Below are 24015 nucleotides of genomic sequence, written 5' to 3'. Positions count from 1 at the left end.
GCCGCGCGGACCAGCGCGTCGGCGCGCGCCGCCTCGGTGGTGGTGAACGGCAGGCCGTACCGCCGCAGCCGGACGGCGCGGCCGTGCCCCATCGGGACGGTCAGGACGCAGGCGTCGTCCTCCGCGTCCTCGGCGGGCGGCGCCCATCCGGCCTCGTCGGCGCGCAGCAGTTCGGCCAGCACCTCCGGCACCGCGTGCGCCTCGGCGCGCAGCCGGGCCGCCAGGACCAGCGCCCGCGTCGGCTCGTCCACCAGTTCGCGCGGCCGGGCCGGGCGGACGGCGGTCCGGATGCCGCCGGCGGCGCCGAGCGTCTCGGCCAGGTCCCGCGCGTCGGCGCCCCCGCCGGGGACGTCGACGAGGAACTCGTCCACCACGCCGCCGTCGTCCATCTGGACGGACAGGGCGAGGATGTTGGCGCCGCGGCCGGCCAGCGCGGCGGTCAGCAGGGCCAGCCGGCCTGGCCGGTCCTCGATCTCGGTGCGGATGCGGAGCAGCGGCATGGAACGTTCCCTTCCGGGGCCGGGGGGCCCGGTCGCGTGCGAACCGTGTCCGGTCGTGCTCGGTGCGGACGTGTCCAGGCTGGCTCAGCGCTGTTACGCGGGCGCTACGTCATCGTGAGCGCGCGGTTTCACATTCCGGACCGGGTCTTGAGGCGCCAGGCGCGACGGCCTAGCGTGCGGTAAGTGATCGACCCCGTGACCGGTGAGCGCGTCAACGACCAACGCCCGGCCGGGCCGTTCGCGGCCCGCCCGCCCCTGCCGTCGCCCGGCTCGCTCGAGCCGGCCCACGAGAAACGGGCCCCCGGATGAGCGACACGCTGCGGACGATGCGGCTCGCCCTGCACCCGATCGGGTTGCGCGACCGCCACGCGCTGCTGAGGCACTGGACGGGCCCGCTCGTCCGCCGGCACCTGTTCGACGGCGCCTCGATCTCGCCCGTGCAGGTCACCGAGATCATCGAGACCAGCGAGCGGGACTTCGCCACCGAGGGCTACGGGCTGTGGGCGCTGCGGCCGCTGCCGCGCGGGTGGCGGGCGGCCGAGCCGAGGCCGGGCGCGCCGCTGATCGGGGTGGCGGGGCTGCGCGGCCACGAGGGCCCGTTCGACCGGGGGGTGGACGTGGAGATCCTCTACAGCCTGGAGCCGGACCGGTGGGGGCAGGGGCTGGCCGCCGAGGCGTCCCGCGCCGTGCTGGACTACGCGTTCGGGGTGGTCGGGCTGCGCCGCGTCACCGCGGAGATCGACCCGGCCAGCGCGGTGTCCGCCGAGGTCGCCGCGAGCCTGGGCATGCGGCCGTGGCGCAGCGGGGCGGACGGCCCCGACGGCGCGGCCTACTATGCCGCCGACCGCTCCGGTTGGCTCGGATCCCGTCGTGGAATCGACGCCGTCCCCTAGAATCCGTCGCCCACTACCGGATCGATTGCCGGATACAGCAGTATGGGCGCATGAGCTCCTCGTCCGGGCGGGTGCCGCTGGCGCCCGGTTTCGCCAACGGCGGCGTCTCCCACTGGTACCGGGGGACCGGCCGCCCCGAGCCGGGGCCCCGCCTTCCCGGCCCGCGCGCCGCCGACGTCTGCGTCGTCGGCGCCGGCTACACCGGCCTCTGGACGGCCTACTACCTCAAGCGCGCCCGCCCCGACCTGCGCGTCGTCGTGCTGGAGCGCGAGTTCGCCGGGTTCGGCGCGTCCGGCCGCAACGGCGGCTGGGTGCTCGGCGAGATCGCCGGGTCGCGGGAGCGCTACGCCGCCCGGCACGGCCGGTTCGCGGCGGTCGCGCTGCAGCACGCGATGTTCGACGCGGTCGACGAGGTCGTCCGGGTGGCCGCGGACGAGGGCATCGACGCCGACCTGGTCAAGAGCGGGGTGCTGCACGTCGCGCGCAACCCCGCCCAGCGCGCCCGGCTCGCCGCGATGGTCGCCGAGGCGCGCGACTGGGGCTGGACGGAGGAGGACCTGGTCCCGCTGCCCGCCGCCGAGCGCGACGAGCGGCTGCGCGTCGCCGGCGCGACCGGCGCCGCATGGAGCCCGCACTGCGCCCGCGTGCAGCCGGCGAAGCTCGTCCAAGGCCTGGCGGCGGCCGTCCGCGGCCTCGGCGTCGACGTCCACGAGCGGACCCCGGTGGTGCGGATCAACCCGCGCCGCGGCGCCGTCCCGGCCGCCGCCGTCACCCCGTACGGCACGGTCACCGCCGATTACGTGCTGCGCGCGACCGAGGGGTTCACCGCCGGGGTCGGCGGCCACCACCGCGACTGGCTGCCGATGAACAGCTCGATGATCGTCACGACGCCGCTCCCGGCCGCGGTGTGGGACGCGATCGGCTGGCGGCGCCGCGAGCTGTTCGGCGACCTCGCCCACTACTACATGTACGCGCAGCGGACCGCCGACGACCGCATCGCTTTCGGCGGCCGGGGCAGGCCGTACCGCTACGGGTCCCGGGTGGACGACGGCGGCCGGACGCAGCCCGCGACCGTCGCCGCGCTGTGGTCGGTGCTGGCCGCGATGTTCCCGGCAGCCGCCGAGCACGGACGCGTCGCGCACGCCTGGTCGGGCGTCCTCGGCGTGCCCCGCGACTGGTGCTCGACCGTCGTGGTCGACCACGCCGCCGGGCTCGGCTACGCGGGCGGCTACACCGGCCACGGCGTCGCCACGTCCAACCTCGCGGGCCGCACGCTGCGCGACCTCGTCCTCCGCGAGGACACCGAGCTGACCGCGCTGCCGTGGGTGGACCGGCGCGTCCGCCGCTGGGAGCCCGAGCCGCTGCGCTGGCTCGGCGTCCACGCGATGTACGCGCTGTACCGGGCGGCGGACGCCCGCGAGTCCGCCACGTCGTCGGCGCGGACGTCCCCGCTCGCCCGTCTCGCCGACGCGATCACGGGCCACTGACGCCTAGCGCGAGACCAGGTCCTGGATGTCGCCGTAGGAGAACGCGGGGGCGTCCTCGCCGTGGCCGGTGACGTCCAGGGCGGTGGCGACCGCGGCCTCGAGCGCCTTGCGGAACAGCAGCGATCCCGTGCTCACCCGCCGGACGCCCAGCTCGGCCAGCCGCCCGACGTCGGTCTTCCCCGGCATGAACAGCACGTTCAGCGGCAGGTCGACGGCCTCGACGACGGCCCGGACGTCATCGTCGGCGGCGATGCCGGGGACGAAGACGCCGTCCGCGCCCGCGTCGGCGAACGCCCGGACCCGCCGGAGCGTCTCCTTCAGGTCGGGCTCGCCGTCCGCAAGCCAGAGCGTGTCGGTGCGGGCGTTCAGGAACACCTGCGGCGCGGCCCGCTTCACCGCCGCGATGGTCGTCGTCTGGTGGTCGAGCGGCGTGAGCGTGCCGTCCGCGCGCCCGTCCTCCAGGTTGACGCCGGCGATGCCGAACGAGGCCAGTTCGGTCGCGAGTTCGGCGACGTCGGCGACCCGCGTGGAGAAGCCGCCCTCGATGTCGACCGTGACCGGGACGGGCAGCCGCGACAGGTTCCGCGCCAGCGCGAGCGTCTCGTCGCGCGCGTCGCCGGTCGCGTCGGTCTTCCCGGCCGCCGCCGCGACGCCGAGGCTGGTCGTTCCGACCGCCGGGAACCCGGCCTTCACCAGCGCCGCGCCGGTCGCGAAGTCCCACGCGTTCGGCAGGAGCAGCGGCCGGTCTCCGCGGTGCAGGTCGTGGAAGGTCTCCGCGCTGGTCATCGGACCGCCTCCAGTTCGTTGAGGGCCTCGACCACGCCGGCCGTCAGCTGCACGGCGTGGTCCGCGCCGGGGCAGGGCCGCCGTCCGGCGCCGAAGGTCAGATGGGGAGGTTCCCTGCGCGCGGGGTCGAAACGGTCCGGTTCGGTGAACACCGCCGGGTCGCGGTTGGCCGCCCGCAGATCGAGCGTCACGGCCGTCCCCTCGGCGATGTGCCGCCCCTGGAAGTCGACCTCTTCGCGGGCGACGCGGCGCATGGCCGGGATGGGCGGGTCGTAGCGAAGCGTCTCGGCGATGACGGCCTCGATCGGGCACCCGCGCGCCTCGGGGCGCCGCGACAGCGGCAGCACCTTGCCGACGAGCGCGGCGGTCGCGTCGCACGCCTGCGTGAAGACGGCGATGCGGTTGGCGACCTCCTCGTCCGGTCCCGGTCCGAGCAGCCGGACCAGGGTCGCGACGGCCTCGTCCGAGCCGTCCCGTCCGGCCCCGGTGAGGTAGCCGGACGAGGCGAGCGGCACCGCGTCGACCAGCGCGTCGAGGTCGGTGACGCCGAGCGCCTCGCCCAGTGCCGCGATCGGGGCCAGGTCCGGTTCCTCTCCGGCGAGCACGCGTTCGCGGGCGCGCCGCCGCAGGTCCGCCGCGTCCAGCTCGTCCAGCGCCTTCACCACGACGCCCAGCCGCCGGTCGTGGTCGGCGCCTTCGCTGAACCGGCAGACGGCGCCGCGCAACCAGGCCAGCGAACCCCTTGGCGCCCCGCCGTCCACCACGGGGACGGCGAAGCGCTCGTCGGCGAGGACGGCGCCGACCTCGGCGTGCCGGGCGATGGTCAGATCTGTGTTCGCCATGTCTCTGAATCTAGGGACGGCTCACTTCGTCGCCGGTCGAAATGTCGGCCGCGCGGTCGAGGATGCCGGTGAGGGACTCGACCAGCCGGGCACGGTCAAGGACGCCCGCTCGGCGCCGGCCCGCCGCCTCAGGCGGTGACGGCCGGCCCGCCTCGCCAGGACGGCAGGGGAGCGCGCCCGGCGGCCGTCTCGAAGGCGGCGCGGGCGAGCAGCCGCGTGGAGTCCAGCGTCGGCAGCGGCGACACCTCCGGCGTGACCAGCAGCGGGATCTCGGTGCAGACCAGGGCGACGGCGTCGCAGCCGCGCCCGGCGAGCCGCTCGATGATCCGCACGTACTCGCGGCGCGACTCCTCGGTGACGACGCCGTTCACCAGCTCCGCGAAGATGATCTCGTGGACGCGGGCGCGGTCGGCGGCGTCCGGCACCACCGCCTCGATGCCGTGTGCGGCGAGTTCGCGGGGGTAGACGGGGCCGTCCATGGTGTAGCGGGTGCCGAGGACGCCGACGCGGCGCCGCCCGTCGCGGGCGGCCCTTCCGGCGACGACCTGGGCGATGTGCAGGGCGGGCAGCGCCAGGTCGTCGCGGAGCCGCTCCAGCGCCATGTGGGCGGTGTTGTCCGGGCAGGCGAAGAACGTCGCCCCAGCGGCGGCGAGCCGCCGGACGCTCTCGGCGAGGATGGCGCGGACCGCGTCGTGGTCGCCCGCGGCCCACGCCGGCATGCTGCGGGCCAGCGCGATCAGGTCGAGCGTGACGTCGGGGTGGTCGTCGGGGCCCAGCTCGCGGAAGCCCTCATGGCAGAAGGCGCGGAAGCACAGCGCGGCGCCCTCCGCGCTGTGGGCGAGGATCCCGAGATGCTCCATGGTCACTCCTGTCCGGCATAGCGAACGACCGTCCAGTACAGTGAACGCCAGGCAGTTGTGTTCGTCAAACTGAACACCTGGACGTCTGGAGCGAACACATGGGCAACGCCGACCTGATCGCGCAGATCGCCGCCTCGATCCGCCGGGAGCGGGCGCGCGCCGGGCTGTCCCAGACCGAGCTGGCCCGGCGCGCGGGTCTCGCCAAGTCGACGCTGTCCCAGCTGGAGGCGGGCACCGGGAACCCGAGCGTGGAGACGCTGTGGTCGCTCGGCGCGGCGCTCGACGTGCCGTTCAGCCGGCTGGTCGACCCGCCGCGGGCGGGCGTGCGGGTCGTCCGCGCCGGAGAAGGCCCCGCCACCCGCTCCGAGCAGGCGGACTACGCGGCGACGCTGCTGGCGTCCTGCCCGCCCAACGCCCGCCGCGACGTCTACCGCGTCACGGCGGAGCCGGGCGGGCCGCACTCGTCCGACCCGCACATGCCCGGCACCACCGAACACGTGGTCCTGAGCACCGGCCGCGCGCTCGCGGGCCCGCAGGACGACCCGGTCGAACTGGCCCCGGGCGACTACATCGCCTACCCGGGCGACGCCCCCCACGTCTTCCGCGCCCTCGCCCCCGGCACCACGGCGATCTTCGTCATGGAGCACACCTGACCGTCGACTTGCGGCGAGTCGTCGTTATGAGCGGCGCCATAACGACGACTCGCCGCAAGTGAACGTTGTTCGGTCAGCTGAGCAGGGCGGTGAGGGGGCTCAGGTCGTCGACGTCGGCGAGGCCGTAGGTCAGGTCGGTGATCTTGTCGGCCTGGTCGGGGGTGACGCGGCGGGTGGCGTTGAGGCGGAACTTGGTCGCCAGCTCCTCGGCCGACAGCGGGTTGCCGGGGCCGCCGCGGTTGGCGTCCACGCGCTCCTCCAGGACGGCGCCGTCGCGGGTCGTCACGCGCAGGACGGCCGGGAACTGGTGCGGGAAGATCTCGTCGCAGCGCGCGTCCGGCACGCAGCGGACCTTGGCCGCCAGTGCGAGCCGTTCCGGATCCGCGGCGGCCTCGTCGGTGAAGTCCTCGTGGAAGACGCCGAGCCCGCCGCCGCCCAGGAGCGCCGCCGCGACCGTGTACGGGCCGGAGAACGCGGCGTGGTACCCCGACTTGGGGCGCACCTTGTCCTCGCGGGGCTCGCCGATCGTCCGCAGCACGGCGGTCGGCGCCCCCAGCTCGATGCCCTCGATGTCGGACGGGTCGAGCCCCCGCGCGCGGAGCCTCAACGCGGCGTCGATGCCCGCGTGGGTGAAGTGGTTGCACGGGTACGGCTTGAAGAAGATCCCGGGCAGTTCCCAGTGCTCGCCCAGCCGGTCGGTGAGCGCGCCGAGGTCGACCTGGTCGCCGCACCACGCCTGGAGGAAGCCGAACCGTCCCTCGAACACGGTCGGCGGGCCGGTGATGCCGGTACGCGCGAGGCCGGCGGCGGTGACGGCGGCGTGCGCGGCCCAGCCGCAGTGGATCCGCTTGACGGTGCCGCCCGTCCGGTTGGCCTCCAGGATTCCCGAGCCCATGCTGGCGGCGACGCCCATCGCGTGCGCGATCCCGCCCGCGTCCAGGCCCGACAGCATCGCGGCGGACGCCGCCGCGCCGACGGCGCCGCAGATCGCGGTGGCGTGCTGGCCGCGCTCGAAGAACACCGAGTTGCCCAGCTCGCTGTCGTATCCGGCCATGCCGAGCCGGACGGTGATCTCCACGCCGACACCCACCGCGTCCAGCAGTGCCGCGCCGGTGGCACCGCGCGCTTCGGCGACCGCGAGCGCTGCGGGCACGACCGACGCGGACGGGTGCAGCACCGAAGGCAGATGTGTGTCGTCGAAGTCGAGCGAGTGGGCGAGGGTGCCGTTCAGCAGGGCGGCGCTGGGTTCGGGGAGCCGGGAACCGGTGCCGATCGCGGTGGCGCGTCCCGCGCCGCCCCACTCGGCCACCAGTTCCCCGACCGCGCGGGCCGGTGCCTCGCCGGTCGCGCCGAGGCTGTTGCCGAGCGCGTCCAGGACGCGGCGTGCGGCGTCGGCGCGCAGGTCGGCGGGCAGCCCGTCCGCCCGTGCGTCGGCGGCGAGCGCGGCGAGCCGCTGCACCGGGGTCGGGGCCGTCATGCCGACACCGCCGCGAGCGGGCGGACGGGGGAGCCGGTGCCGCCCTTGATCCGCAGCGGGGCGAGCAGGAACGCGAACTCGTGCAGCCCGGCCTCGGCCAGTGCCTCCAGGTTCAGGTGCTCCATGATGAAGATCCCCGACTCCACCAGCAGGATCCGGTGGACGGGCAGCACCGCGTGGCCCGCGCCCGCCGGGATCTGCTCGTATGCGGTGGTGTCGGCGCCGGTCGCGACGATCTTCCGGTCGGCGAGCCAGCGGGCCGCGTCCGGCGTCGCGCCGGGCACGCCCGTCTCCTTGCCGAGGTAGGCGGTGGTGTCGCCGAAGTTGCGGGACCAGCCGGTACGGATCAGTGCGACGTCGCCCTCGCCGGGCTCGGCCCCGGCCCGCTTCGCGGCCAGCTCCAGGTCCTCGGCGGTCACCCCGTAGCCGGGCGGCAGCGTGGCGACGTCGTGCACGGCGGCGACGTCCAGCAGCACGCCGCGGCGCAGCAGGCCGGGCAGGTTCTCGGCGCCGTGGCTGGTGAAGGCCCCGCCGCGCTGCGCCTCGGCGGCGTCGATCCCGCCGTGCAGCTCGCCGTCGTGGCTGACGTGCGACAGCGCGTCGATGTGGGTGCCGACGTGCCCGCCGGTCACGATGATCTCGTTGGCGGCCGACCCGCCGTCCGGGCGCTCCATGTCGCCGTGCCGCCGGATCAGCGTCATCCGGAATCCGGGGTGGTTCGGGGAGCAGGGCATGCCGGTGAAGAACGGCTGGCCGAGCTCGATCAGCCGGACGCCGCGGGCGACCGCCGCGAGCAGCGGATCCTGGGTGGTCATGACGGGGAGCCTTCCTTCTGTTGTTCGGCGGACCGGTGGGCCGACGCGGCGACGGCGAGCAGCCAGGAGGCGCGCTCGACGACCGCCTTGTCCACGAACCGGCCGGCGGAGTCGATCCACGCGGCGGCGCCGGCCGAGCCGGCGCGCTCGGTGAGCTGGTCCATGAGGCCGCGCGCCCAGGCGACGTCGGCGGGGTCGGGCGCGCAGGCCTCGTGCACGACGGGGATCTGTGCGGGGTGGATCACCGAGCGGCCGAAGAACCCGGCCCGGTGGCCCGCGACCGTGTCGGCGCGCAGGCCGTCCAGGTCGCGGACGGCGGTCCACACGCTCTGCGGCGGGGACGGCAGCCCGGCGGCGCGGGCGGCGACGACCACCCGCGAGCGCGGCCAGGCCAGCGCGTCGCCGCCGGACACCCGCAGGTCGGCCGACAGGTCCGCCTCGCCGAGCGAGATGCCGGCGACCAGCGGGTGCGCGGTGGCGATGGCCAGCGCGTTCTCCACCCCGAGCGCCGACTCCAGGACGGGGAACACCGGCACGCCGAGCGCGTCGGCGACGCGGCGCAGCACGCCGGGGTCTTCGCACTTGGGGATCCGCACTCCGGCGAGCGCGCCGGGCGTGGACGCCAGAAGCCCGATGTCGGCGTCGCCGTCGGGGGTGCCGGGCGCGTTGATCCGGACGTAGGCGGGCCGGCCCTCAGCCAGGACACGCGCGACGGTGCGGCGGGCCGTGTCCTTGGCGTCGGGGGCGACGGCGTCCTCCAGGTCGAGGACGACCGCGTCGGCGTCCGAGTCCAGGGCCTTGCCGATGCGGTCGGGACGGTCGCCGGGGACGTACAGCCAGGTCCGGTGCGGATGCTCCGGCCCGGTCACTTCACCACCCCCTTGGCGCGCAGCTCGTCCAGCTCCGCTTCGCCTACCCCGTAGCGGCCGAGGATCTCGGCGGTGTGCGCGCCGAGCGGCGGCCCGGCCGAGTCGATGTGCCCCGGCGTCTGCGACAGCCGGAACAGCACGTTCTGCATCCTCACCGGGCCGAGCTCGTCGTCGGGGACGGTGGCGATGGTGCCGAGCGCCTCGAACTGCGGGTCGGTCATGACGTCGGCGGCGGTGTAGATCGGGGCGACGGCGGCCTCGGCCTCCTCGAACGCCTTCACGACGTCGTCGCGGTCGCGCCGCGCGATCCAGGAGCCGACGGCCTCGTCCAGCTCGTCGGCGTGCTCGGCGCGCTCGGCGCCGGTGGCGAACCACGGCTCGTCGATGTACTCGGGCCGGCCGACCAGCCGCATCACCCGCTCGGCGATCGACTGGGCGCTGGTGGAGATCGCGACCCAGCCGCCGTCGCGGGTCCGGTAGGTGTTGCGCGGCGCGTTGTTGTGCGACCGGTTGCCGGTGCGGGCCTGCAGCTCGCCGAGCTGGTCGTAGGTGATGATCTGCGGGCCGAGCAGGGTGAGGATCGGCTCGATGATCGCCAGGTCGACGACCTGGCCCTCGCCGGTCGCCTCCCGCGCGCGCAGCGCGGTCATCACCGCGAACGCGGTGGTCAGCGCGGCGATCCCGTCGGCGAGGCCGAACGGCGGCAGGGTCGGCGGGCCGTCCGGCTCACCGGTGATCGCGGCGAACCCGCTCATGGCCTCGGCGAGCGTGCCGAAACCGGGCCGCCGCGAGTAGGGGCCGGTCTGCCCGAACCCGGTGACCCGCGCCAGCACCAGCCGCGGATTGATCTTCTTCAGCTCGTCGTAGCCGAGCCCCCAGCGCTCCAGCGTGCCGGGCCGGAAGTTCTCGATCACCACGTCGGCGTCGGCGGCGAGCCGGCGGAAGATCTCCTGGCCCTCGGGGGAGCCGAGGTAGAGGGTGATCGCCTTCTTGTTGCGGCCGAGCATCTTCCACCACAGCCCGACGCCGTCGCGGCGGGCGCCGTGGCTGCGCACCGGGTCGCCCTTCGGGTGCTCGATCTTGACGACCTCGGCCCCGAAGTCGGCGAGCAGCGTCGCCGCCAGCGGCCCGGCGAACAGCGTGGCCGCGTCGAGCACGCGGACTCCGGACAGGGCGTCGGGCATGGGCGGTACCGCCTTCGGGTCTGAATGTTTCGCTACGCGGAACAAGTTGAGGTACAGGATGCCGCGCACTCGCGGCGCCTGATGTCTTCAAGTTGGCACCGGCTGTCGAGTTTCGTCAAGTTTCCCCTAGATATTGACCAGGTCACGTGATGGATGCCACGATGTCGCATCAGTGGCCCGGCGTTCCTCTTAGCGGAACGATCTCGAAGAGCCTGCGCCGGGCGGGCAGGAGAGGTGAATGTCGGCTCGAAAGCTCGTCGCCGGGCTCGGCGCGTGCGCGGCCCTGCTGGCCGCCACCGCCGGCTGCGGCGGCTCGGCGCCGTCCGGCGCCGCCGGGGCCGCGGCCGGCCGCGACAGCGGCCCGGTCAGGATCGGCGCCCTGCACCCGGTCAGCGGCGCGAACGCGGTCGACGGCCAGCAGATGCGGCGCGGCGCGCAGATGGCGGTCGAGGCCCTCAACGCCGCCGGGGGCATCAAGTCCCTCGGCGGCCGCAAGGTGGAGCTGGAGACCGGCGACACCCAGGGCAAGGCGGAGGTCGGCCAGAGCGAGGCGCAGCGCCTCATCTCCGAGGGATCGGTCGGCCTCGTCGGCACCTACCAGAGCGCCGTCAGCACGAACGTGTCCGTCGTCGCCGAACGCAACCGCGTCCCCTTCGTCATGGACGTGACCGCGTCGGATGCGATCTTCTCGCACGGCTACAAGTACTCGTTCCGGGTGCAGCCGGGCAGCGCGGCGATCGCGGGCGCGGCGGCCCGCTACCTCAAGGAGGTCTCCGAGAAGGCGGGCAGGCCCGTCAAGAAGGTGGCGTTCCTGCACGAGCAGACCGACTTCGGCACCGGCGCCGCCGAGGCGTTCGCCAAGGCGGCGAAGAAGCTCGGTATCCAGATGGGCCCGAACATCAGCTACGACGCGGTCACCGCGTCCGACCTCACCGCGCAGATCACCCAGGTCAAGGCGTCCGGCGCGGACGTGCTGGCCGTCGCCGGCTACTACCGGGACGGGCTCCTCGCCGCCAAGGCGATCAACGCGGTGAAGCCGAACCTGAACGCGGTGTGGGGCGTGTCGGACGGCGCGTTCGACCAGCCGAAGTTCGTCAGCGACGTCGGCTCGCTGGGCGAGCGCTACTTCAGCACCAACTACCACTACGACGCGAAGAACCCCGCGACGGCCAAGCTGCGCGCCGAGTACCAGAAGCGCTACGGCGCGCCGATGCGGACCGGCGCCGTCCTCGCCTACGACGCCGTCCAGGTGATCGCGCAGGGCGTGGAGCGGGCGGCGAGCACCGACCCGGAGAAGGTCCGCGCCGCGATCGCCGCGTCGCAGGTGCAGCCGCTGACCGTCGGCACCGGGCCGATCGCCTTCGCGCCCAACGGCGACAACAAGAACGCGCTGCCCGTCCTGATGCAGGTGCAGAACGGGCAGATCAAGCAGGTCTATCCCCAGGACAAGGCCGAATCCCAGCCCAACTACTCGGTGACGTGGCGGCCATGAGCGACACAACTGCGAACATCAGAGCGGCGGCCCTGAGCGGCCCCGTCCTCAAGCGCGCCGCCCTCACCGGCGGCCTGGTCGCGATCGCCATCGCGGTCGCGCTGATCCGGTCCGGCAGCGGCCTGGTCGTCTGGCAGTCGGTGGTGACCGGCCTGCTGACCGGCGGGCTCTACGGGCTCATCGCGATGGGCCTCACGCTGATCTTCGGCGTGCTGGACATCGTCAACTTCGCGCACGGCGCCCTGCTGGCCGTCGCGATGTTCATCGCCTTCGGGGTGGTGCAGGGCACGGGCCTGCACCCCTACCTCACCCTCGTCATCGCGGTGCCCGCGCTGTTCCTCATCGGCGCGGTCGTGCACCGCGGCCTGCTCAGCGGCTCGGGCGGCGCGACGCTGGAGAACCAGCTGCTGATCACCCTCGGGCTGTCGCTGCTGCTGGAGAACGGGCTGCTGATGTTCTTCGGCGCCGAGCCCAAGAGCGTCGCGCTGCCCGGCGACTTCCAGTTCTCGCTGTTCGGCGCGGTGGTGACCGGCGGCCGGCTGTACGCGTTCATCGGCGCGATCCTGATCGGCGCGGTGCTGTTCTACCTGCTGCGCCGCACCCGGTTCGGCACCGCGATCCGCGCGGTCGCCGCGAACGGGCAGGGCGCCGAGCTGGTCGGCGTGAACGTCCGCCGCGTCCACACGCTCACGTTCGCGATCGGGACGGCCTGCGCCGGTGCCGCCGCCGTGCTGGCCGCGCCGCTGGTGACCGTGACGCCGACGCTCGGCGACCAGTTCAACATCACCGCGTTCGTGGTGGTCGTGCTCGGCGGCATGGGCAACGTGGCGGGGGCGCTGGTCGGCGGCCTGCTGATCGGGCTGGTCGAGCAGCTCACCACCATCTACATGGGCGGGCAGAGCTCGCTGCTCGGGGTGTTCGTCGTGTTCCTGGTCGTGCTGTTCCTGCGGCCTCAGGGGTTGTTCGGGAGAAGGTCATGACCGATATCACCATCGCCGGCGGGCGGGAGACGGGCGGCGCGGTCGGCCCGGTCAAGGCGCCGCCGCTGCGCCCGCAGAACCGGCAGCTGATCGTCCTCGCCGTGCTGCTGGTCGTCGCGATCCCGCTGCCGCTGGTGCTGCCGCCCGCGATGGGCGCGGTGGCGGTCCGCATCCTGATCTTCCTGCTGATGGCCATCGGCTGGAACGTGATGAGCGGGTTCGGCGGGATGTTCAGCTTCGGGCACGCCGCGTTCTTCGGCCTCGGCGCCTACACCAGCGCGTACCTGCTGGTGAAGCACGACGTGTCGCCGTGGATCGGGATGCTCGCCGGGATGGCGGTCGCCGCGGTCGTCGCCGTGGTCATCGGCTACTTCGCATTCCGCTACAAGCTGCGCGGCGCCTACTTCGCCCTCGCGACGTTCGCGTTCGCCGAGATGCTGCGGCTGATCGCCACCACCACCGACTTCACGAACAAGGCCGTCGGGTTCAGCGTCCCGCTGATCCAGGGCTCCTCGCTCTGGAAGATCCAGTTCCCGGCGGACTCGCACGCCTACTTCTGGGTCGCGCTCGCCCTCGCCGGGATCGCCGCGCTGGTCAGCATCCTGTTCCTGCACTCGCGGACGGGACGCTACGTCACCGCGATCCGCGACGACGAGGTGGCCGCCGCCGCGCTCGGCACCCCGGTGATGCGCTACAAGTTGATCACCGTCGCGCTGTCGGCGGCGATCACCGCGGTCGCCGGCGCGTTCTACACGCAGTACTACCTGTTCGTGAACCCGGACCTGGCGTTCGGCTCGTCGGTGTCGATCCAGGCGATCGCGACCGTGGTGATCGGCGGGATCGGCACCATCTGGGGCCCGGTCGTCGGCGCGATCATCCTCGGGTCGCTGTCGGACCTGACGGCGACGCTGCTGCGCACGCCCCCCGACTTCCTGAACTTCCTGCAGGGCCGCAGCGGCCTGGACGTCGCGCTCTACGCGGTCCTGCTCATCCTGATCGTCCGGGTGCTGCCGAAGGGCATCGTCGGCACGATCCAAGCGAGGTGGCGGCGGTGAAACTGCTGGACGTCGACGGCGTCGGCAAGGACTTCCGGGGCCTGCGCGCCCTGTCGGAGGTCGGGTTCGAGGTGGAGCCGGGCGAGATCCTCGGCATCATCGGCCCGAACGGCGCCGGGAAGACCACCCTGTTCAACGTGATCAGCGGCGCGATCGCGCCCGACACCGGCCGGGTCGTGTTCGGCCGCAAGGACGTCACCGGCGCCGCGCCGCACCGGATCGCCCGCGCGGGCATGGTCCGCACGTTCCAGCTGATGCGGCCGTTCGGGAGCATGAGCGTCCTGGAGAACGTCGGCCTGGCCGCCCAGCACCGCCGGCAGCCGCTGCGCAAGCTGCGCGGTGAGGCGATGGAGGTGGTGGAGCGCGTCGGCCTCGGCCAGTGGGCGCATCGCCCGGCGACGGAACTGCCGACCGCAGGGCTCAAGCGCCTGGAACTGGCCCGCGCCCTGGCGATGCGGCCGAAGGTGCTGCTGCTGGACGAGGTCCTCGCCGGCCTCGTCCCCGCCGAGCGCGAACCCGTCCTCGACCTGCTCGCCGCGCTGCGCGAGGAGGACGGGACGACGCTGCTGTTCATCGAGCACATCATGGCCGCCGTCATGCGGCTGTCGGACCGGGTTCTCGTCCTCGACCAGGGGCAGGTGCTGGCCACCGGCTCCGCCGAGCAGGTCACCTCCGACCCCCGGGTGATCGAGGCCTACCTCGGAGAGGAGCCCGGCGATGCTGAGGATTGACAAGCTCTGCGCCGGCTACGGCCGGATGCGGATCCTGCACGAGATCGACCTGGAGGTCGGCGCGGGCGAGATCGTCGCCCTGGTCGGCGCGAACGGCGCGGGCAAGACGACCACGCTGCGGGCCGTCTGCGGGCAGCTGCGCGCCACGTCCGGGACGATCACGTTCGGCGGCGCGTCCACCGACGGCCGCCGCCCCGACCAGCTCGTCCGCGACGGGCTGGTGCACGTCCCCGAGGACCGGGCGCTGTTCGGCACGCTCACCGTCGAGGAGAACCTGCGGATGGGCGCCTGGACGCGGCCCGCCGCCGAGATCGACAAGGCGATGCGCGAGGTCTTCGAACTGTTCCCCGTCCTCGCCGAACGCCGCGCCACGGTCGCGCAGACGTTCTCCGGCGGGCAGCAGCAGATGCTCGCGATCGGCCGCGCGCTGATGGCCCGCCCGAAGCTGCTGATGCTGGACGAGCCGTCCACCGGCCTGTCGCCCAAGCTCACGTGGGCGGTGCTCGACGCGGTCAAGGCGATCCGCGACAGCGGCGTCGCGGTGCTGCTGGTCGAGCAGAACGCCAAGCAGGCGCTCGGCATCGCCGACCGCGCCTACGTGCTGGAGAGCGGCTCGACCGTGCTGCACGGGACCGGCGCCGAGCTGGCCGGATCCGCCGAAGTCAGGAAGGCCTACCTGGGATTGTGAACACCGAAGCGAAAGACGCGACGGCGCGGCTGGGGGAGTGGGTCTCCGGGCTGGACGCGGCGGCGGTGCCGCGCCCGGTGCTCGACCGGCTCTCGCTCGTCCTGCTGGACGTCCTCGGCGTCACCGCGCTCGGCGCGGCGCTGGACGAGCAGGCCGCGCTGCGGTCGGCTTGGAACGCTCCGGACGGCCCGGCCCCGCTGATCGGCGCGGGCCGGACCGTCACCGTGGACGCCGCCGCCTGGCTGAACGCGATGGCGCTGGTCTCGCTGGAGCTGGACGAGGGCAACAAGTACGCCAAGGGGCATCCGGCCGCGCACGGGTTCCCGGCCGTGCTGGCGCTGGCGTCCGGGCTCGACGCGCCCGGCCCGGACACGGCCGCCGCGCTGCTGGCGGCCTTCGCGGTCGCGTCCCGGTTCGGGCGGGCGACCTCGCTGCGGCCGGGCGCGCACCCGCACGGCAGCTGGGGCGTCGCCGGCGCCGCCGCCGGCTGCGCCCGGCTGCTGGGCCTGGGCCCCGAGGCGACCGCGGCGGCGATCGTCGCCGGCGCCGGGCTGCCGGTCGCGGGGCACTTCTCGTCCGCCACGGACGGGAACCCGGTGCGCGACGCGTGGATGGGCGCGTCCAACATGTCCGGTCTGGTCGCGGCGCGGATGGCCGCCGCCGGACTCGCCCGCAACACCGGCACGGCCGCCGGCTCGCTCGGCGACCTGCTCGGCGGATTCGACCCCGGCGAGCTGACGGACGCTCTCGGCGAGCGGTGGGACATCACCCGCGGCTACTTCAAGCGGCACGCGTCGTGCTCGTTCACCCACCCGGCCGCCGACGCCGTGCTGCCGCTGCGCGACGGCCTCGACCCGTCCCGGATCACCCGGATCCTCGTCGAGACCCACGCGCTCGGCGCCGGGCTCGGGTCGCCCGAATGGGACAACCGGCTGTCGGCGATGTTCTCCACGCCGTTCGTGGTCGCGACCGCGGTGCTGGACGGCGAGGTCGGGCCGCGCGCCTCCGATGGCGCCCGGCTGGGCGACCCGGCGCTGCGCGCCCTCGCCCGCCGCGTCCGCCTCACCGCCGCCGACGACCTGACCGCGCGGCTGCCCGCCGAGCGCGCCGCCCGCGTCACGATCGAACTGGACGACGGGACGTCCCTCACGCGCGAGCAGCCCAACCCGGTCGGCGACGCCGACCACGAGCCGCTGACCGAGCGGGACGTCGTCCGGATGCTCAAGGCGTGGCTGCCCGGCCGCGCCGCCCTGGTCGACCGCGCCGCCGAGGTCGCCCGTGACCTGCCGGACCTGCCCCGCGCCGGCGACGCGCTGCGCGGCCTGGCCGGCGGAACCGTTGAGAAGGAGCTGAGTTGATGCGCGCTTTGGCCGTGACCCCGATCCATCTGCCGCCGGAGGAGATCGCCCGGCGGCAGGCCCGCTACGACCGGCTCGCCCCGGACGGCCTGACGATCGAGCTGCGCGACGTCGGCCCCGGCGCGCCCGGATCGCTGGACGACGAGGAGTCGATCCGGGTCTCCGAGCGCGAGGTCGCCGCCGCCCTGGCCGCCGCCGGTGAGGGCTGGGACGTCGTTTTCCCGGACTGCGTCCTCGACCCGGCCGTCCCGGATGGGCCCGCTGACCAGCGCGTTCCGGTCAACGGGCTGCTGAGGCTGAGTAGCATGGCGCTTGCTGCGAAGAATGTCCGTTTCGGTGCCGTGGTGCGCAACGAGGCGATCGGCGCGGAGCTGGGCCGCCGCCTCAAGGCCTACGGGCTGGACGCCTACGTCGCCGGGATCGCCGTGCTGGAACTGCCGTTCGACGCCGTCGCCGAAGGGGAGACGTGGAACGCCGCGCTCGGCGCGGCCGTGGACGCGCTCGCCGCGCAGGGCGCCGCCGCCGTGATCAATGGCTGCTCCGCCGTGGACGTGGAGGAAGGGCGCTTCAAGGCGCAGGTCGTCGACCCGACCGCGCTCGCGCTGGAGATCCTTGTCGCCGGGAGGGTGTCATGACCGAGCGAAGCGAGGGCATGATCGCCGTTCTTGCCGGGGGGTCGTCCCCCCGCAGGAGGTGCGCATGACCGACATCGATCTCGTCGTGGCGGGCGCCGGCGGCGGCCTCGTCGGGGCGCTGCGCGCCGCCGAACTGGGCCTGAGCGTCGTCGTCGTGGAGTCCAGCGAGCATTTCCGGCGCGGCAACAACACCTCGATGTCCACCGCGATGTTCCCCGGCGCGGGCTCGCGCTGGCAGGCCGAGCAGGGCGTCGACGACTCGCCGGACCGGTTCGTCGACGACATCATGGCCAAGACCAAGGGCAAGGCCGACGCCCGGCTCGCCCGCACGCTCGCGCAGGTCAGCGCGCCGCTGGTGGAGTGGCTCGCCGACGCGGTGGAGCTGCCGCTCGATCTGGTCACCGACTTCAACTATCCGGGCCACTCGGTCACGCGCTGCCACTCCGTCCCCGGACGGCACGGCTCCAGCGTGATCGACCACCTGGCCCGCCGTGCCCGCGCGCACCCGAACATCGACCTGCTCGTCCCCGCGAAGCTCACCGACGTGGTGACGGGCGGGGACGGCGCCGTCCGCGCGGCCGTCGTCCGGTACCCCGACGGGACGGAGGAGGAGATCCCGACCCGGGCCGTCCTGCTGGCCACCAACGGGTTCGGCGCCGACCGGGACCTCGTCCGCCGCCACCTGCCGGAGATCGCCGACGCCCTCTACCAGGGCAGCGACCAGTCCCTCGGCGACGCGCTGCGGATCGGCGGCGGCCTCGGCGCCGCCACCGGCTACCTCGACGCCTACCAGGGGCACGGCGCCGTCGCCGCCGGCGCGGGCACCCTGGTCGGCTGGGCGACGATCATCCACGGCGCGATCATGGTGGACCTGGAGGGCCGCCGGTTCGGCAACGAGACCCGCGGCTACTCCGAGTACGCCGCCGAGCTCGCCGCCCGGCCCGGCGCGACCGGCTGGATCGTCCTGGACGAGACGGTCTTCCACCAGTGCGAGCCGTTCAAGGACTTCCGCGACACCGTCGAGTCCGGCGTGCTGGTCTGGGCCGACGACGCCGACGGCCTCGCCAAGGCCACCGGCCTGCCCCCCGGCGCCCTCGCCGCCGAGCTGGAGACCGCCGCCGCCGTCGCGAGGGGCGAGCGCACCGACGAGCACGGCCGCACCAACTGGGAGCGCCCGCTCGCCGCGCCGTACGCGGCCGTCCGGGTCGTCCCCGCCCTGTTCCACACGCAGGGCGGCCTGATCGTCAACGAGGACGCCGCCGTCGTCGACCGCGACGACCGTCCCGTCCCCGGCCTGTACGCGGCGGGCGGCGCGGCGGCCGGGATCTCCGGCCACGGCGCCGACGGCTACCTGCCCGGCAACGGCCTGCTGCCCGCCTTCGGGCTCGCCTACCTGGCGGCCGGCGACGTCGCCCGCCGCCGCACCCCCTGACCACCCCACGACATTAAGGAGATTTCATGGCAACGACCGAGCTGCTGCTCAAGAACGTGAGGGTGGTCCGCCCCGACGCCCCCGAGGGCGCCGAGCCCGAGCGCCTCGACATCGCCGTCAACGACGGCACCATCGTCCGCCTTGCGCCCGACCTCCCCGAGGACGACGCCGCGACGGTGGTCGACGGCGGCGGCAAGCTGGCGTTCCCCGGCGTCGTCGACGCCCACCAGCACTGGGGCATCTACAACGAGCTGGCCACCGACACCCGTTCGGAGAGCCGCGCCAGCGCGCAGGGCGGAGTCACCACGTCGCTGACCTACATGCGTACGGGCCAGTACTACCTGAACAAGGGCGGCCCGTACCGCGAGTTCTTCCCCGAGGTGCTGAGCGCGGCCAGCGGCAACGCCTACGTCGACTACGCGTTCCACCTTGCGCCGATGATGGCCGAGCACATCGAGGAGATCCCGTACCTCGTCGAGGAGCACGGCGTCACCTCGTTCAAGATCTTCATGTTCTACGGCAGCCACGGGCTGCACGGCAGGTCCACCAGCCAGAGCGACTTCCTGATGACGCCGCCGGACGAGCGGTACGACATCGCGCACTTCGAGTTCGTCATGCGCGGGATCCAGAAGGCCCGCGAGCAGCTGTCCGACTACGCCGACCACATCTCGCTGTCGCTGCACTGCGAGACCGCCGAGATCATGACGGCGTACACCAAAATGGTCGAGCAGGAGGGCAAGCTGACAGGGCTGCGCGCCTACAGCGCGTCGCGTCCGCCGCACTCGGAGGGCCTCGCCGTCACCATCGCGTCCTACCTGGCGCACGAGACGGGCCTGCCCAACATCAACCTGCTGCACCTGTCGTCGGAGAAGGCGCTGTCGGCCGCGCTGACCATGGCGTCGGCGTTCCCGCACATCGACTTCCGCCGCGAGGTCACCATCGGGCACCTGCTCGCCGACGTCGACACCGCGCACGGCCTGGGCGGCAAGGTCAACCCGCCGCTGCGCGAGCGCGAGGACGTCGAGGCGCTGTGGCGGCACGTCCTGGCCGGCGAGGTCGACTGGATCGTCAGCGACCACGCCTGCTGCCGCGACGAGATGAAGTTCGGCGCCGACCGCGACGACATCTTCCTGGCCAAGTCCGGGTTCGGCGGCGCCGAGTACCTGCTGCCGGGCCTGGTCGGCGAGGGCCTCAAGCGCGGCCTTCCGCTCCAGCGCGTCGCGCAGCTGACGTCCTGGAACCCGGCCCGCCGCTACGGCCTGCTCACCAAGGGCACGATCGCCGAGGGCTACGACGCCGACATCGCGCTGATCGACCCGGACGTGTCCTGGACGGTCCGCGCCGCCGACTCCGAGTCCACGCAGGAGTACACGCCGTTCGAGGGCTTCCCGATGACCGCGAGGGTCACCGACACCTTCGTGCGCGGCAACCACGTGTACTCGGACGGGAAGGTGCTCGGCGACCCGGTCGGCAAGTACCTGCGCCGCGGCCGCTGACGGCTCCTAGGATCATCGGGTGACCAACGAGACCGCGGAACGGCAGTCCTCCGGCACCGAGGTGGCCGGGCGGGTCGCCGACGTGCTGCTGCTGTTCGCCGGGGGCCCGCAGTACCTCGGTGTCAGCGCGATCAGCCGCGAGCTCGGCATCTCCAAGGCCGTCGTGCACCGCATCCTGCGGTCGCTGGTGTCGCGGGAGATGCTGGAGACCGACCCCGGCGGGTACCGGCTCGGGCCCGCCGCCGTCGCGCTCGGGGTCAGCGCGCTGCGCCGGTTCAACGTCCGCAACGCCGCCGCGCCGGTGCTGCGCCGGCTGCGCGACGCGACCGGCGAGACGACGACGCTGTCCGGGCTGGTCGCCGACGAGCGGGTCTACCTCGACCAGTTCGAGAGCCCGCACGAGGTGAAGATGACCGTCGAGGTCGGCCGCCGGTTCCCGCTGCACGCGGGCTCCTCGGGCAAGGTGATCCTCGCGTTCCTGCCCGAGGAGCGCCGCGAGGCGCTGCTGGCGCGCCCGCTGGCAGCGCTGACGCCCGGCACCGTCACCGACGTGGCGGCGCTGCGCGTCCAGCTCGCCGAGGCCGCCCGCGAGGGCGTCGGCGTCTCGCTCGGCGAGCGGCAGGCCGACGCGGGGTCGGTCGCCGCGCCGCTGTTCGGCCCGGACGGCGAGGTGCACGGCTCGATCAGCGTCTGCGGGCCCCGGCACCGCTTCACCCCGGAGGCGGTCGAGCGGTACCGGGTGCTCGTCCGCGACGCCGCCGAGGAGGCCACCCGGAACTGGACGACGCAGCGCTGACCGTCCGGTAGCGGGTCGTGAGGCGCCGCTCGTCGTCCGCCCGGCCACGTCGGGTGCAGCACTCCGCTCCAGGCGGGCTACCCTGCCGCGCTCGACGCGCTCTGCTTCGTCCTCGCGTACAAACCGCGATCGTCCGGTTTGTCGGCCCTGGTCATTAGCGCCGGCGGGGGCTTCTGCAAGGATCGTCTGCCATGAGCCTTCTCGAGACCCTGGCCGGTAAGGGACTGCGGCGCGAGCCGCCGACGCGGGACGAGGCGCTGGCGGTGCTGGCGACGTCCGACGACGACATCCTCGACGTGGTGGCCGCCGCCGGCCGCGTGCGCCGCCACTGGTTCGGCCGCCGGGTCAAGCTGAACTACCTGGTCAACCTGAAGTCCGGACTGTGCCCGGAGGACTGCTCGTACTGCTCGCAGCGGCTCGGCTCCGAGGCCGACGTCCTCAAGTACACCTGGCTGAAGCCCGCGGAGGCCGCCGACGCCGCCGCGGCCGGGATGGCGGCGGGCGCCAAGCGCGTCTGCCTGGTCGCCAGCGGCCGGGGCCCCACCGACCGGGACGTCGAGCGCGTCGCCGACACCATCGCCGCGATCAAGGAGCGCGGCGACGTGGAGATCTGCGCCTGCCTCGGCCTGCTCCGCGACGGCCAGGGCGAGCGGCTCGCCGAGGCCGGCGCGCACGCCTACAACCACAACCTCAACACCTCCGAGGGCGTCTACGCCGACATCTGCTCCACGCACGACTTCAGCGACCGCCAGGACACCGTCCAGAAGTCGAAGGACGCGGGCCTGTCCCCGTGCTCCGGGCTGATCGCCGGCATGGGGGAGACCGACGAGGACCTCGTCGACGTCGCGTTCGCCCTCCGCGACCTCGGTGTCGACTCCGTCCCCGTCAACTTCCTCATCCCGTTCGACGGCACTCCGCTCGCCGAGCGGTGGACGCTGACCCCGCAGCGCTGCCTGCGCATCCTGGCGATGGTCCGGTTCGTCAACCCCGACGTGGAGGTCCGGCTCGCCGGCGGCCGCGAGATCCACCTGCGCAGCCTGCAGCCGCTCGCCCTGCAGATCGTCAACTCGATCTTCCTGGGCGACTACCTGACGAGCGAGGGCCAGGCCGGCAAGGCGGACCTGGAGATGATCGAGGACCTGGGCTTCGAGGTGGAGGGCGCCGACACGCCCAGCATGCCGGAGCACCGCCGCGCCGAGACGGTGTCCGTCCGGCGCCGCGGCGCGGGCACGGCGCTGCCGCCGAACGCCTGACCCCCGGCCCGTCCGGGCGCGCCCGCCCCCCGTACCCGGGCGGGCGCCCCGGCGGCCGTCAGCCGGACTTGGCGATGATGTCGGCGATGCCGCGCTCGGCGAGGGCCGCGATCGTGAACGACGGGTTGGCGCCGCCGACGCTGCCCGGGATCATCGACCCGTCCAGCGCGTACAGGCCCTTGTAGCCCTTCACCCGCCCGTACAGGTCGGACGACCTGCCGAGCACGCAGCCGCCCAGCGGGTGCGCGGTCAGCGTCGCCGGCCACCGCACCGAGATCGGGATGGCCTCGGAGTTGGCGTGCATCACCTTGTCCACCCAGCCCGACGCCGACTTCGCCGCCGCGTCCGCCTTGCCCGCCCAGTCCGTCAGCTGCACCTTCTTGCTGGCCTTGTCGTAGACGAACGCGGCCCGGTTCTCCAGGTCGGCGGTCATCACCAGCGTCTGCACGATCGGCAGGCCCTGCGCCTCGATCAGCTGCCAGCTCTCCACCCGGATCGGCAGGTCGAACTCCCCGTCCACGAAGATCGTGGACGCGCTCGGCGACCCCTGGCTCGGCCCGGCCGGGCCCGCGTAGCTGTAGCCCGCGTACTGGTCGCCGTTGTCCCCGAACCCCGCGCCCACCGAGGCGTCCAGGTCCGGCAGCGAGCCGGTCTCCCGCGCCGCGACGAGCAGCCGGTTGGTGTTGAGCGTCCCGGCGCACAGGAACAGCATGTCGCAGGTGTACTCGACGGTGTCGAGGGTCTTGCCAGTGGTGTCGAGGTGCCGGACCGCCAGCCGGTACCGGCCGTCCGTCCCGACGCCGATGGACTGCACTTCGCTCATCGTCTGGAACTGCACCTTGCCCGTGGCCTTCGCCGCCGGGATGTAGTTCACCGTCAGGCTGTTCTTGGCGCCGTCACTGCACCCGAAGTCGGTTTCCCCCGCGATGGCCGACGGCCGCACCGTCCCGGCCAGCTCCTTTCGGACGACGTCCCAGTTGAACATCGACATCAGCTTCTCGGAGGTGTATCCGGCCTTCGCGACGTGCTGGTCCCACACCCGCGAGTGCGTGAACGGCGCCGACCCGTAAACGTCGTCCGGCATCACGCTCGGCTTGAGGACCGACTGCGCCTTCGGATACCACTTCGACGTCATCTCCTGGTAGGTGATGCCGGCCGGGAACAGTTTCTCGAAGTACTTCTGCGGCGGCGCCACCGTCGCGCACGTGTAGACGAGGGACCCGCCGCCGAGCCCCGCCCCGCACCCGATGTTGAGGTTCTTCTCGTTCGAGACCTCCATGACCCCCGCGTACGGCGTCATCGGGAACGGAAGGACCATCGGCCAGTCCGCGTAGTTGCGGAACCAGAACATCTTCTCGTTGTAGTTCAGCTGGGAACCGAACACGGCCTTCTGCGGGTCGGTCGCCCATTCCTGGCCGCGTTCCAGGACGAGCGTGTCGACGCCCGCCTGCCCGAGCCGGCAGGCGCTGATCGACCCGCCGAACCCGGACCCGACCACGATCGCCTTGTAGTCCGTCCGCCCCTCCGCGGCCGCCGGACGCCCCAGCGCTCCGCCCAGCGCGACGGCCAGCCCGCTCCCCGCGGACACCTGCAGAAACGATCGGCGACTGAGCGTGCTCATGGGGCGACCTCCGGCCTCGGGGTGGTTGCCGGAAACTGTCGCCCACCCCTGCGGCCCGTGGAATGAAGCTTGTGACCAACTTCACGGCGCGCCTTTGTCAACGGACTGACAG

The 24015-nt window shown here is 73.5% G+C and carries 23 protein-coding genes and 1 pseudogene; 15 read left to right on the top strand and 9 right to left on the bottom strand.

Annotated features, from left to right (window positions below; translation table 11 throughout):
- Positions 1–500: pseudogene (locus tag ABD296_RS38160) on the bottom strand (GNAT family N-acetyltransferase); the annotation flags it as partial.
- Between the two features lie 183 nt (positions 501–683).
- On the opposite strand from ABD296_RS38160, the gene ABD296_RS38155 reads away from it, so the two are divergent.
- Genes ABD296_RS38155 through ABD296_RS38145 form a run of 3 tightly spaced genes read left to right on the top strand, consistent with a single transcriptional unit; the run spans position 684 to position 2880 of the window.
- A complete protein-coding gene (locus ABD296_RS38155) occupies positions 684–809 on the top strand; it encodes a hypothetical protein (protein WP_344279181.1) in 126 nt (41 codons plus the stop codon).
- Positions 806–1393, top strand: a complete 588-nt coding sequence (locus tag ABD296_RS38150; protein WP_344279178.1) for a GNAT family N-acetyltransferase — start codon at positions 806–808, stop codon at positions 1391–1393. Before ABD296_RS38155 ends, ABD296_RS38150 begins: the two co-directional genes overlap by 4 nt.
- Before the next feature lie 50 nt (positions 1394–1443).
- Positions 1444–2880 carry an NAD(P)/FAD-dependent oxidoreductase gene (locus ABD296_RS38145; protein WP_344279175.1) on the top strand — a complete coding sequence of 479 codons (1437 nt, stop codon included), beginning with the start codon at positions 1444–1446 and terminating at the stop codon, positions 2878–2880.
- Between the two features lie 3 nt (positions 2881–2883).
- Here ABD296_RS38145 and ABD296_RS38140 read toward each other — a convergent pair whose 3' ends face one another.
- From ABD296_RS38140 to ABD296_RS38130, 3 genes are all read right to left on the bottom strand, one after another.
- A complete protein-coding gene (locus ABD296_RS38140) occupies positions 2884–3666 on the bottom strand; it encodes an isocitrate lyase/PEP mutase family protein (RefSeq protein ID WP_344279172.1) in 783 nt (260 codons plus the stop codon).
- Positions 3663–4508 carry a cytochrome P450 gene (locus ABD296_RS38135; RefSeq protein ID WP_344279169.1) on the bottom strand — a complete coding sequence of 282 codons (846 nt, stop codon included), beginning with the start codon at positions 4506–4508 and terminating at the stop codon, positions 3663–3665. Before ABD296_RS38135 ends, ABD296_RS38140 begins: the two co-directional genes overlap by 4 nt.
- 128 nt (positions 4509–4636) lie before the next feature.
- A complete protein-coding gene (locus ABD296_RS38130; protein ID WP_344279166.1) occupies positions 4637–5368 on the bottom strand; it encodes an aspartate/glutamate racemase family protein in 732 nt (243 codons plus the stop codon).
- 98 nt (positions 5369–5466) lie between these two features.
- Here ABD296_RS38130 and ABD296_RS38125 point away from each other — a divergent pair, with 98 nt between their 5' ends.
- Positions 5467–6021, top strand: coding sequence for a helix-turn-helix domain-containing protein (locus ABD296_RS38125; protein ID WP_344279163.1), 555 nt, complete (start codon positions 5467–5469; stop codon positions 6019–6021).
- A 73-nt stretch (positions 6022–6094) separates the two neighbouring features.
- On the opposite strand, the gene ABD296_RS38120 is transcribed toward ABD296_RS38125, so the two are convergent.
- The 4 genes from ABD296_RS38120 to ABD296_RS38105 are packed head-to-tail and all read right to left on the bottom strand — an operon-like array spanning position 6095 to position 10366.
- Positions 6095–7498, bottom strand: a complete 1404-nt coding sequence (locus ABD296_RS38120) for an MmgE/PrpD family protein (RefSeq protein ID WP_344279159.1) — start codon at positions 7496–7498, stop codon at positions 6095–6097.
- Positions 7495–8313, bottom strand: a complete 819-nt coding sequence (locus ABD296_RS38115) for a cyclase family protein (RefSeq protein WP_344279156.1) — start codon at positions 8311–8313, stop codon at positions 7495–7497. Before ABD296_RS38115 ends, ABD296_RS38120 begins: the two co-directional genes overlap by 4 nt.
- A complete protein-coding gene (locus tag ABD296_RS38110; protein ID WP_344279153.1) occupies positions 8310–9182 on the bottom strand; it encodes an HpcH/HpaI aldolase/citrate lyase family protein in 873 nt (290 codons plus the stop codon). The genes ABD296_RS38115 and ABD296_RS38110 overlap by 4 nt, the downstream gene beginning before the upstream one ends.
- Positions 9179–10366 carry a CaiB/BaiF CoA transferase family protein gene (locus ABD296_RS38105; RefSeq protein ID WP_344279150.1) on the bottom strand — a complete coding sequence of 396 codons (1188 nt, stop codon included), beginning with the start codon at positions 10364–10366 and terminating at the stop codon, positions 9179–9181. The genes ABD296_RS38110 and ABD296_RS38105 overlap by 4 nt, the downstream gene beginning before the upstream one ends.
- Positions 10367–10604: 238 nt before the next feature.
- Between ABD296_RS38105 and ABD296_RS38100 the strand changes: the two genes are divergently transcribed.
- From ABD296_RS38100 to bioB, 11 genes are all read left to right on the top strand, one after another.
- Positions 10605–11858, top strand: a complete 1254-nt coding sequence (locus tag ABD296_RS38100; protein ID WP_344279146.1) for an ABC transporter substrate-binding protein — start codon at positions 10605–10607, stop codon at positions 11856–11858.
- Entirely contained in the window at positions 11855–12838 is a 984-nt protein-coding gene (locus tag ABD296_RS38095; protein WP_344279143.1) for a branched-chain amino acid ABC transporter permease, read from the top strand. Before ABD296_RS38100 ends, ABD296_RS38095 begins: the two co-directional genes overlap by 4 nt.
- Positions 12835–13893, top strand: a complete 1059-nt coding sequence (locus tag ABD296_RS38090) for a branched-chain amino acid ABC transporter permease (protein WP_344279140.1) — start codon at positions 12835–12837, stop codon at positions 13891–13893. Before ABD296_RS38095 ends, ABD296_RS38090 begins: the two co-directional genes overlap by 4 nt.
- Positions 13890–14624, top strand: coding sequence for an ABC transporter ATP-binding protein (locus ABD296_RS38085; protein WP_344279137.1), 735 nt, complete (start codon positions 13890–13892; stop codon positions 14622–14624). Before ABD296_RS38090 ends, ABD296_RS38085 begins: the two co-directional genes overlap by 4 nt.
- Positions 14611–15312 carry an ABC transporter ATP-binding protein gene (locus tag ABD296_RS38080; protein ID WP_344279134.1) on the top strand — a complete coding sequence of 234 codons (702 nt, stop codon included), beginning with the start codon at positions 14611–14613 and terminating at the stop codon, positions 15310–15312. Before ABD296_RS38085 ends, ABD296_RS38080 begins: the two co-directional genes overlap by 14 nt.
- Positions 15309–16670 (top strand): MmgE/PrpD family protein, encoded by a 1362-nt coding sequence (locus ABD296_RS38075; protein WP_344279131.1) that lies wholly within the window; start codon positions 15309–15311, stop codon positions 16668–16670. Before ABD296_RS38080 ends, ABD296_RS38075 begins: the two co-directional genes overlap by 4 nt.
- Positions 16670–17305, top strand: a complete 636-nt coding sequence (locus ABD296_RS38070) for an aspartate/glutamate racemase family protein (RefSeq protein WP_344279126.1) — start codon at positions 16670–16672, stop codon at positions 17303–17305. The genes ABD296_RS38075 and ABD296_RS38070 overlap by 1 nt, the downstream gene beginning before the upstream one ends.
- Positions 17306–17369: 64 nt before the next feature.
- Entirely contained in the window at positions 17370–18737 is a 1368-nt protein-coding gene (locus tag ABD296_RS38065; RefSeq protein WP_344279123.1) for an FAD-dependent oxidoreductase, read from the top strand.
- A gap of 26 nt (positions 18738–18763) precedes the next feature.
- The gene (locus tag ABD296_RS38060) at positions 18764–20233 is read left to right on the top strand and encodes a dihydroorotase (RefSeq protein WP_344279120.1); all 1470 of its coding nucleotides are present in this window, start codon (positions 18764–18766) and stop codon (positions 20231–20233) included.
- Between the two features lie 19 nt (positions 20234–20252).
- Complete coding sequence (locus ABD296_RS38055; RefSeq protein WP_344279118.1) at positions 20253–21029, top strand: IclR family transcriptional regulator; 777 nt, start codon at positions 20253–20255, stop codon at positions 21027–21029.
- 191 nt (positions 21030–21220) lie between these two features.
- Positions 21221–22282 (top strand): biotin synthase BioB, encoded by a 1062-nt coding sequence (gene bioB, locus ABD296_RS38050; protein WP_344279115.1) that lies wholly within the window; start codon positions 21221–21223, stop codon positions 22280–22282.
- Positions 22283–22340: 58 nt separating this feature from the next.
- On the opposite strand, the gene ABD296_RS38045 is transcribed toward bioB, so the two are convergent.
- Entirely contained in the window at positions 22341–23903 is a 1563-nt protein-coding gene (locus tag ABD296_RS38045) for a GMC oxidoreductase (RefSeq protein ID WP_344279112.1), read from the bottom strand.
- Positions 23904–24015: the final 112 nt, after the last annotated feature.

The sequence above is a fragment of the Actinomadura napierensis genome, assembly GCF_039529375.1.
GTDB classification, from domain to species: Bacteria; Actinomycetota; Actinomycetes; order Streptosporangiales; family Streptosporangiaceae; genus Spirillospora; species Spirillospora napierensis.
This window is presented reverse-complemented; position numbering and strand designations above follow the sequence as displayed.

Excerpts from the sequence above, each read along its gene's own strand:
- ABD296_RS38100 (WP_344279146.1), top strand. The coding sequence starts at position 10,605 with ATGTCGGCTCGAAAGCTCGTCGCCGGGCTCGGCGCGTGCGCGGCCCTG.
- bioB (WP_344279115.1), top strand. The coding sequence starts at position 21,221 with ATGAGCCTTCTCGAGACCCTGGCCGGTAAGGGACTGCGGCGCGAGCCG.
- ABD296_RS38130 (WP_344279166.1), bottom strand. The coding sequence starts at position 5,368 with ATGGAGCATCTCGGGATCCTCGCCCACAGCGCGGAGGGCGCCGCGCTG.
- ABD296_RS38080 (WP_344279134.1), top strand. The coding sequence starts at position 14,611 with ATGCTGAGGATTGACAAGCTCTGCGCCGGCTACGGCCGGATGCGGATC.
- ABD296_RS38090 (WP_344279140.1), top strand. The coding sequence starts at position 12,835 with ATGACCGATATCACCATCGCCGGCGGGCGGGAGACGGGCGGCGCGGTC.
- ABD296_RS38115 (WP_344279156.1), bottom strand. The coding sequence starts at position 8,313 with ATGACCACCCAGGATCCGCTGCTCGCGGCGGTCGCCCGCGGCGTCCGG.
- ABD296_RS38120 (WP_344279159.1), bottom strand. The coding sequence starts at position 7,498 with ATGACGGCCCCGACCCCGGTGCAGCGGCTCGCCGCGCTCGCCGCCGAC.
- ABD296_RS38105 (WP_344279150.1), bottom strand. The coding sequence starts at position 10,366 with ATGCCCGACGCCCTGTCCGGAGTCCGCGTGCTCGACGCGGCCACGCTG.
- ABD296_RS38125 (WP_344279163.1), top strand. The coding sequence starts at position 5,467 with ATGGGCAACGCCGACCTGATCGCGCAGATCGCCGCCTCGATCCGCCGG.
- ABD296_RS38140 (WP_344279172.1), bottom strand. The coding sequence starts at position 3,666 with ATGACCAGCGCGGAGACCTTCCACGACCTGCACCGCGGAGACCGGCCG.
- ABD296_RS38150 (WP_344279178.1), top strand. The coding sequence starts at position 806 with ATGAGCGACACGCTGCGGACGATGCGGCTCGCCCTGCACCCGATCGGG.
- ABD296_RS38045 (WP_344279112.1), bottom strand. The coding sequence starts at position 23,903 with ATGAGCACGCTCAGTCGCCGATCGTTTCTGCAGGTGTCCGCGGGGAGC.
- ABD296_RS38065 (WP_344279123.1), top strand. The coding sequence starts at position 17,370 with ATGACCGACATCGATCTCGTCGTGGCGGGCGCCGGCGGCGGCCTCGTC.
- ABD296_RS38135 (WP_344279169.1), bottom strand. The coding sequence starts at position 4,508 with ATGGCGAACACAGATCTGACCATCGCCCGGCACGCCGAGGTCGGCGCC.
- ABD296_RS38070 (WP_344279126.1), top strand. The coding sequence starts at position 16,670 with ATGCGCGCTTTGGCCGTGACCCCGATCCATCTGCCGCCGGAGGAGATC.
- ABD296_RS38095 (WP_344279143.1), top strand. The coding sequence starts at position 11,855 with ATGAGCGACACAACTGCGAACATCAGAGCGGCGGCCCTGAGCGGCCCC.
- ABD296_RS38145 (WP_344279175.1), top strand. The coding sequence starts at position 1,444 with ATGAGCTCCTCGTCCGGGCGGGTGCCGCTGGCGCCCGGTTTCGCCAAC.
- ABD296_RS38060 (WP_344279120.1), top strand. The coding sequence starts at position 18,764 with ATGGCAACGACCGAGCTGCTGCTCAAGAACGTGAGGGTGGTCCGCCCC.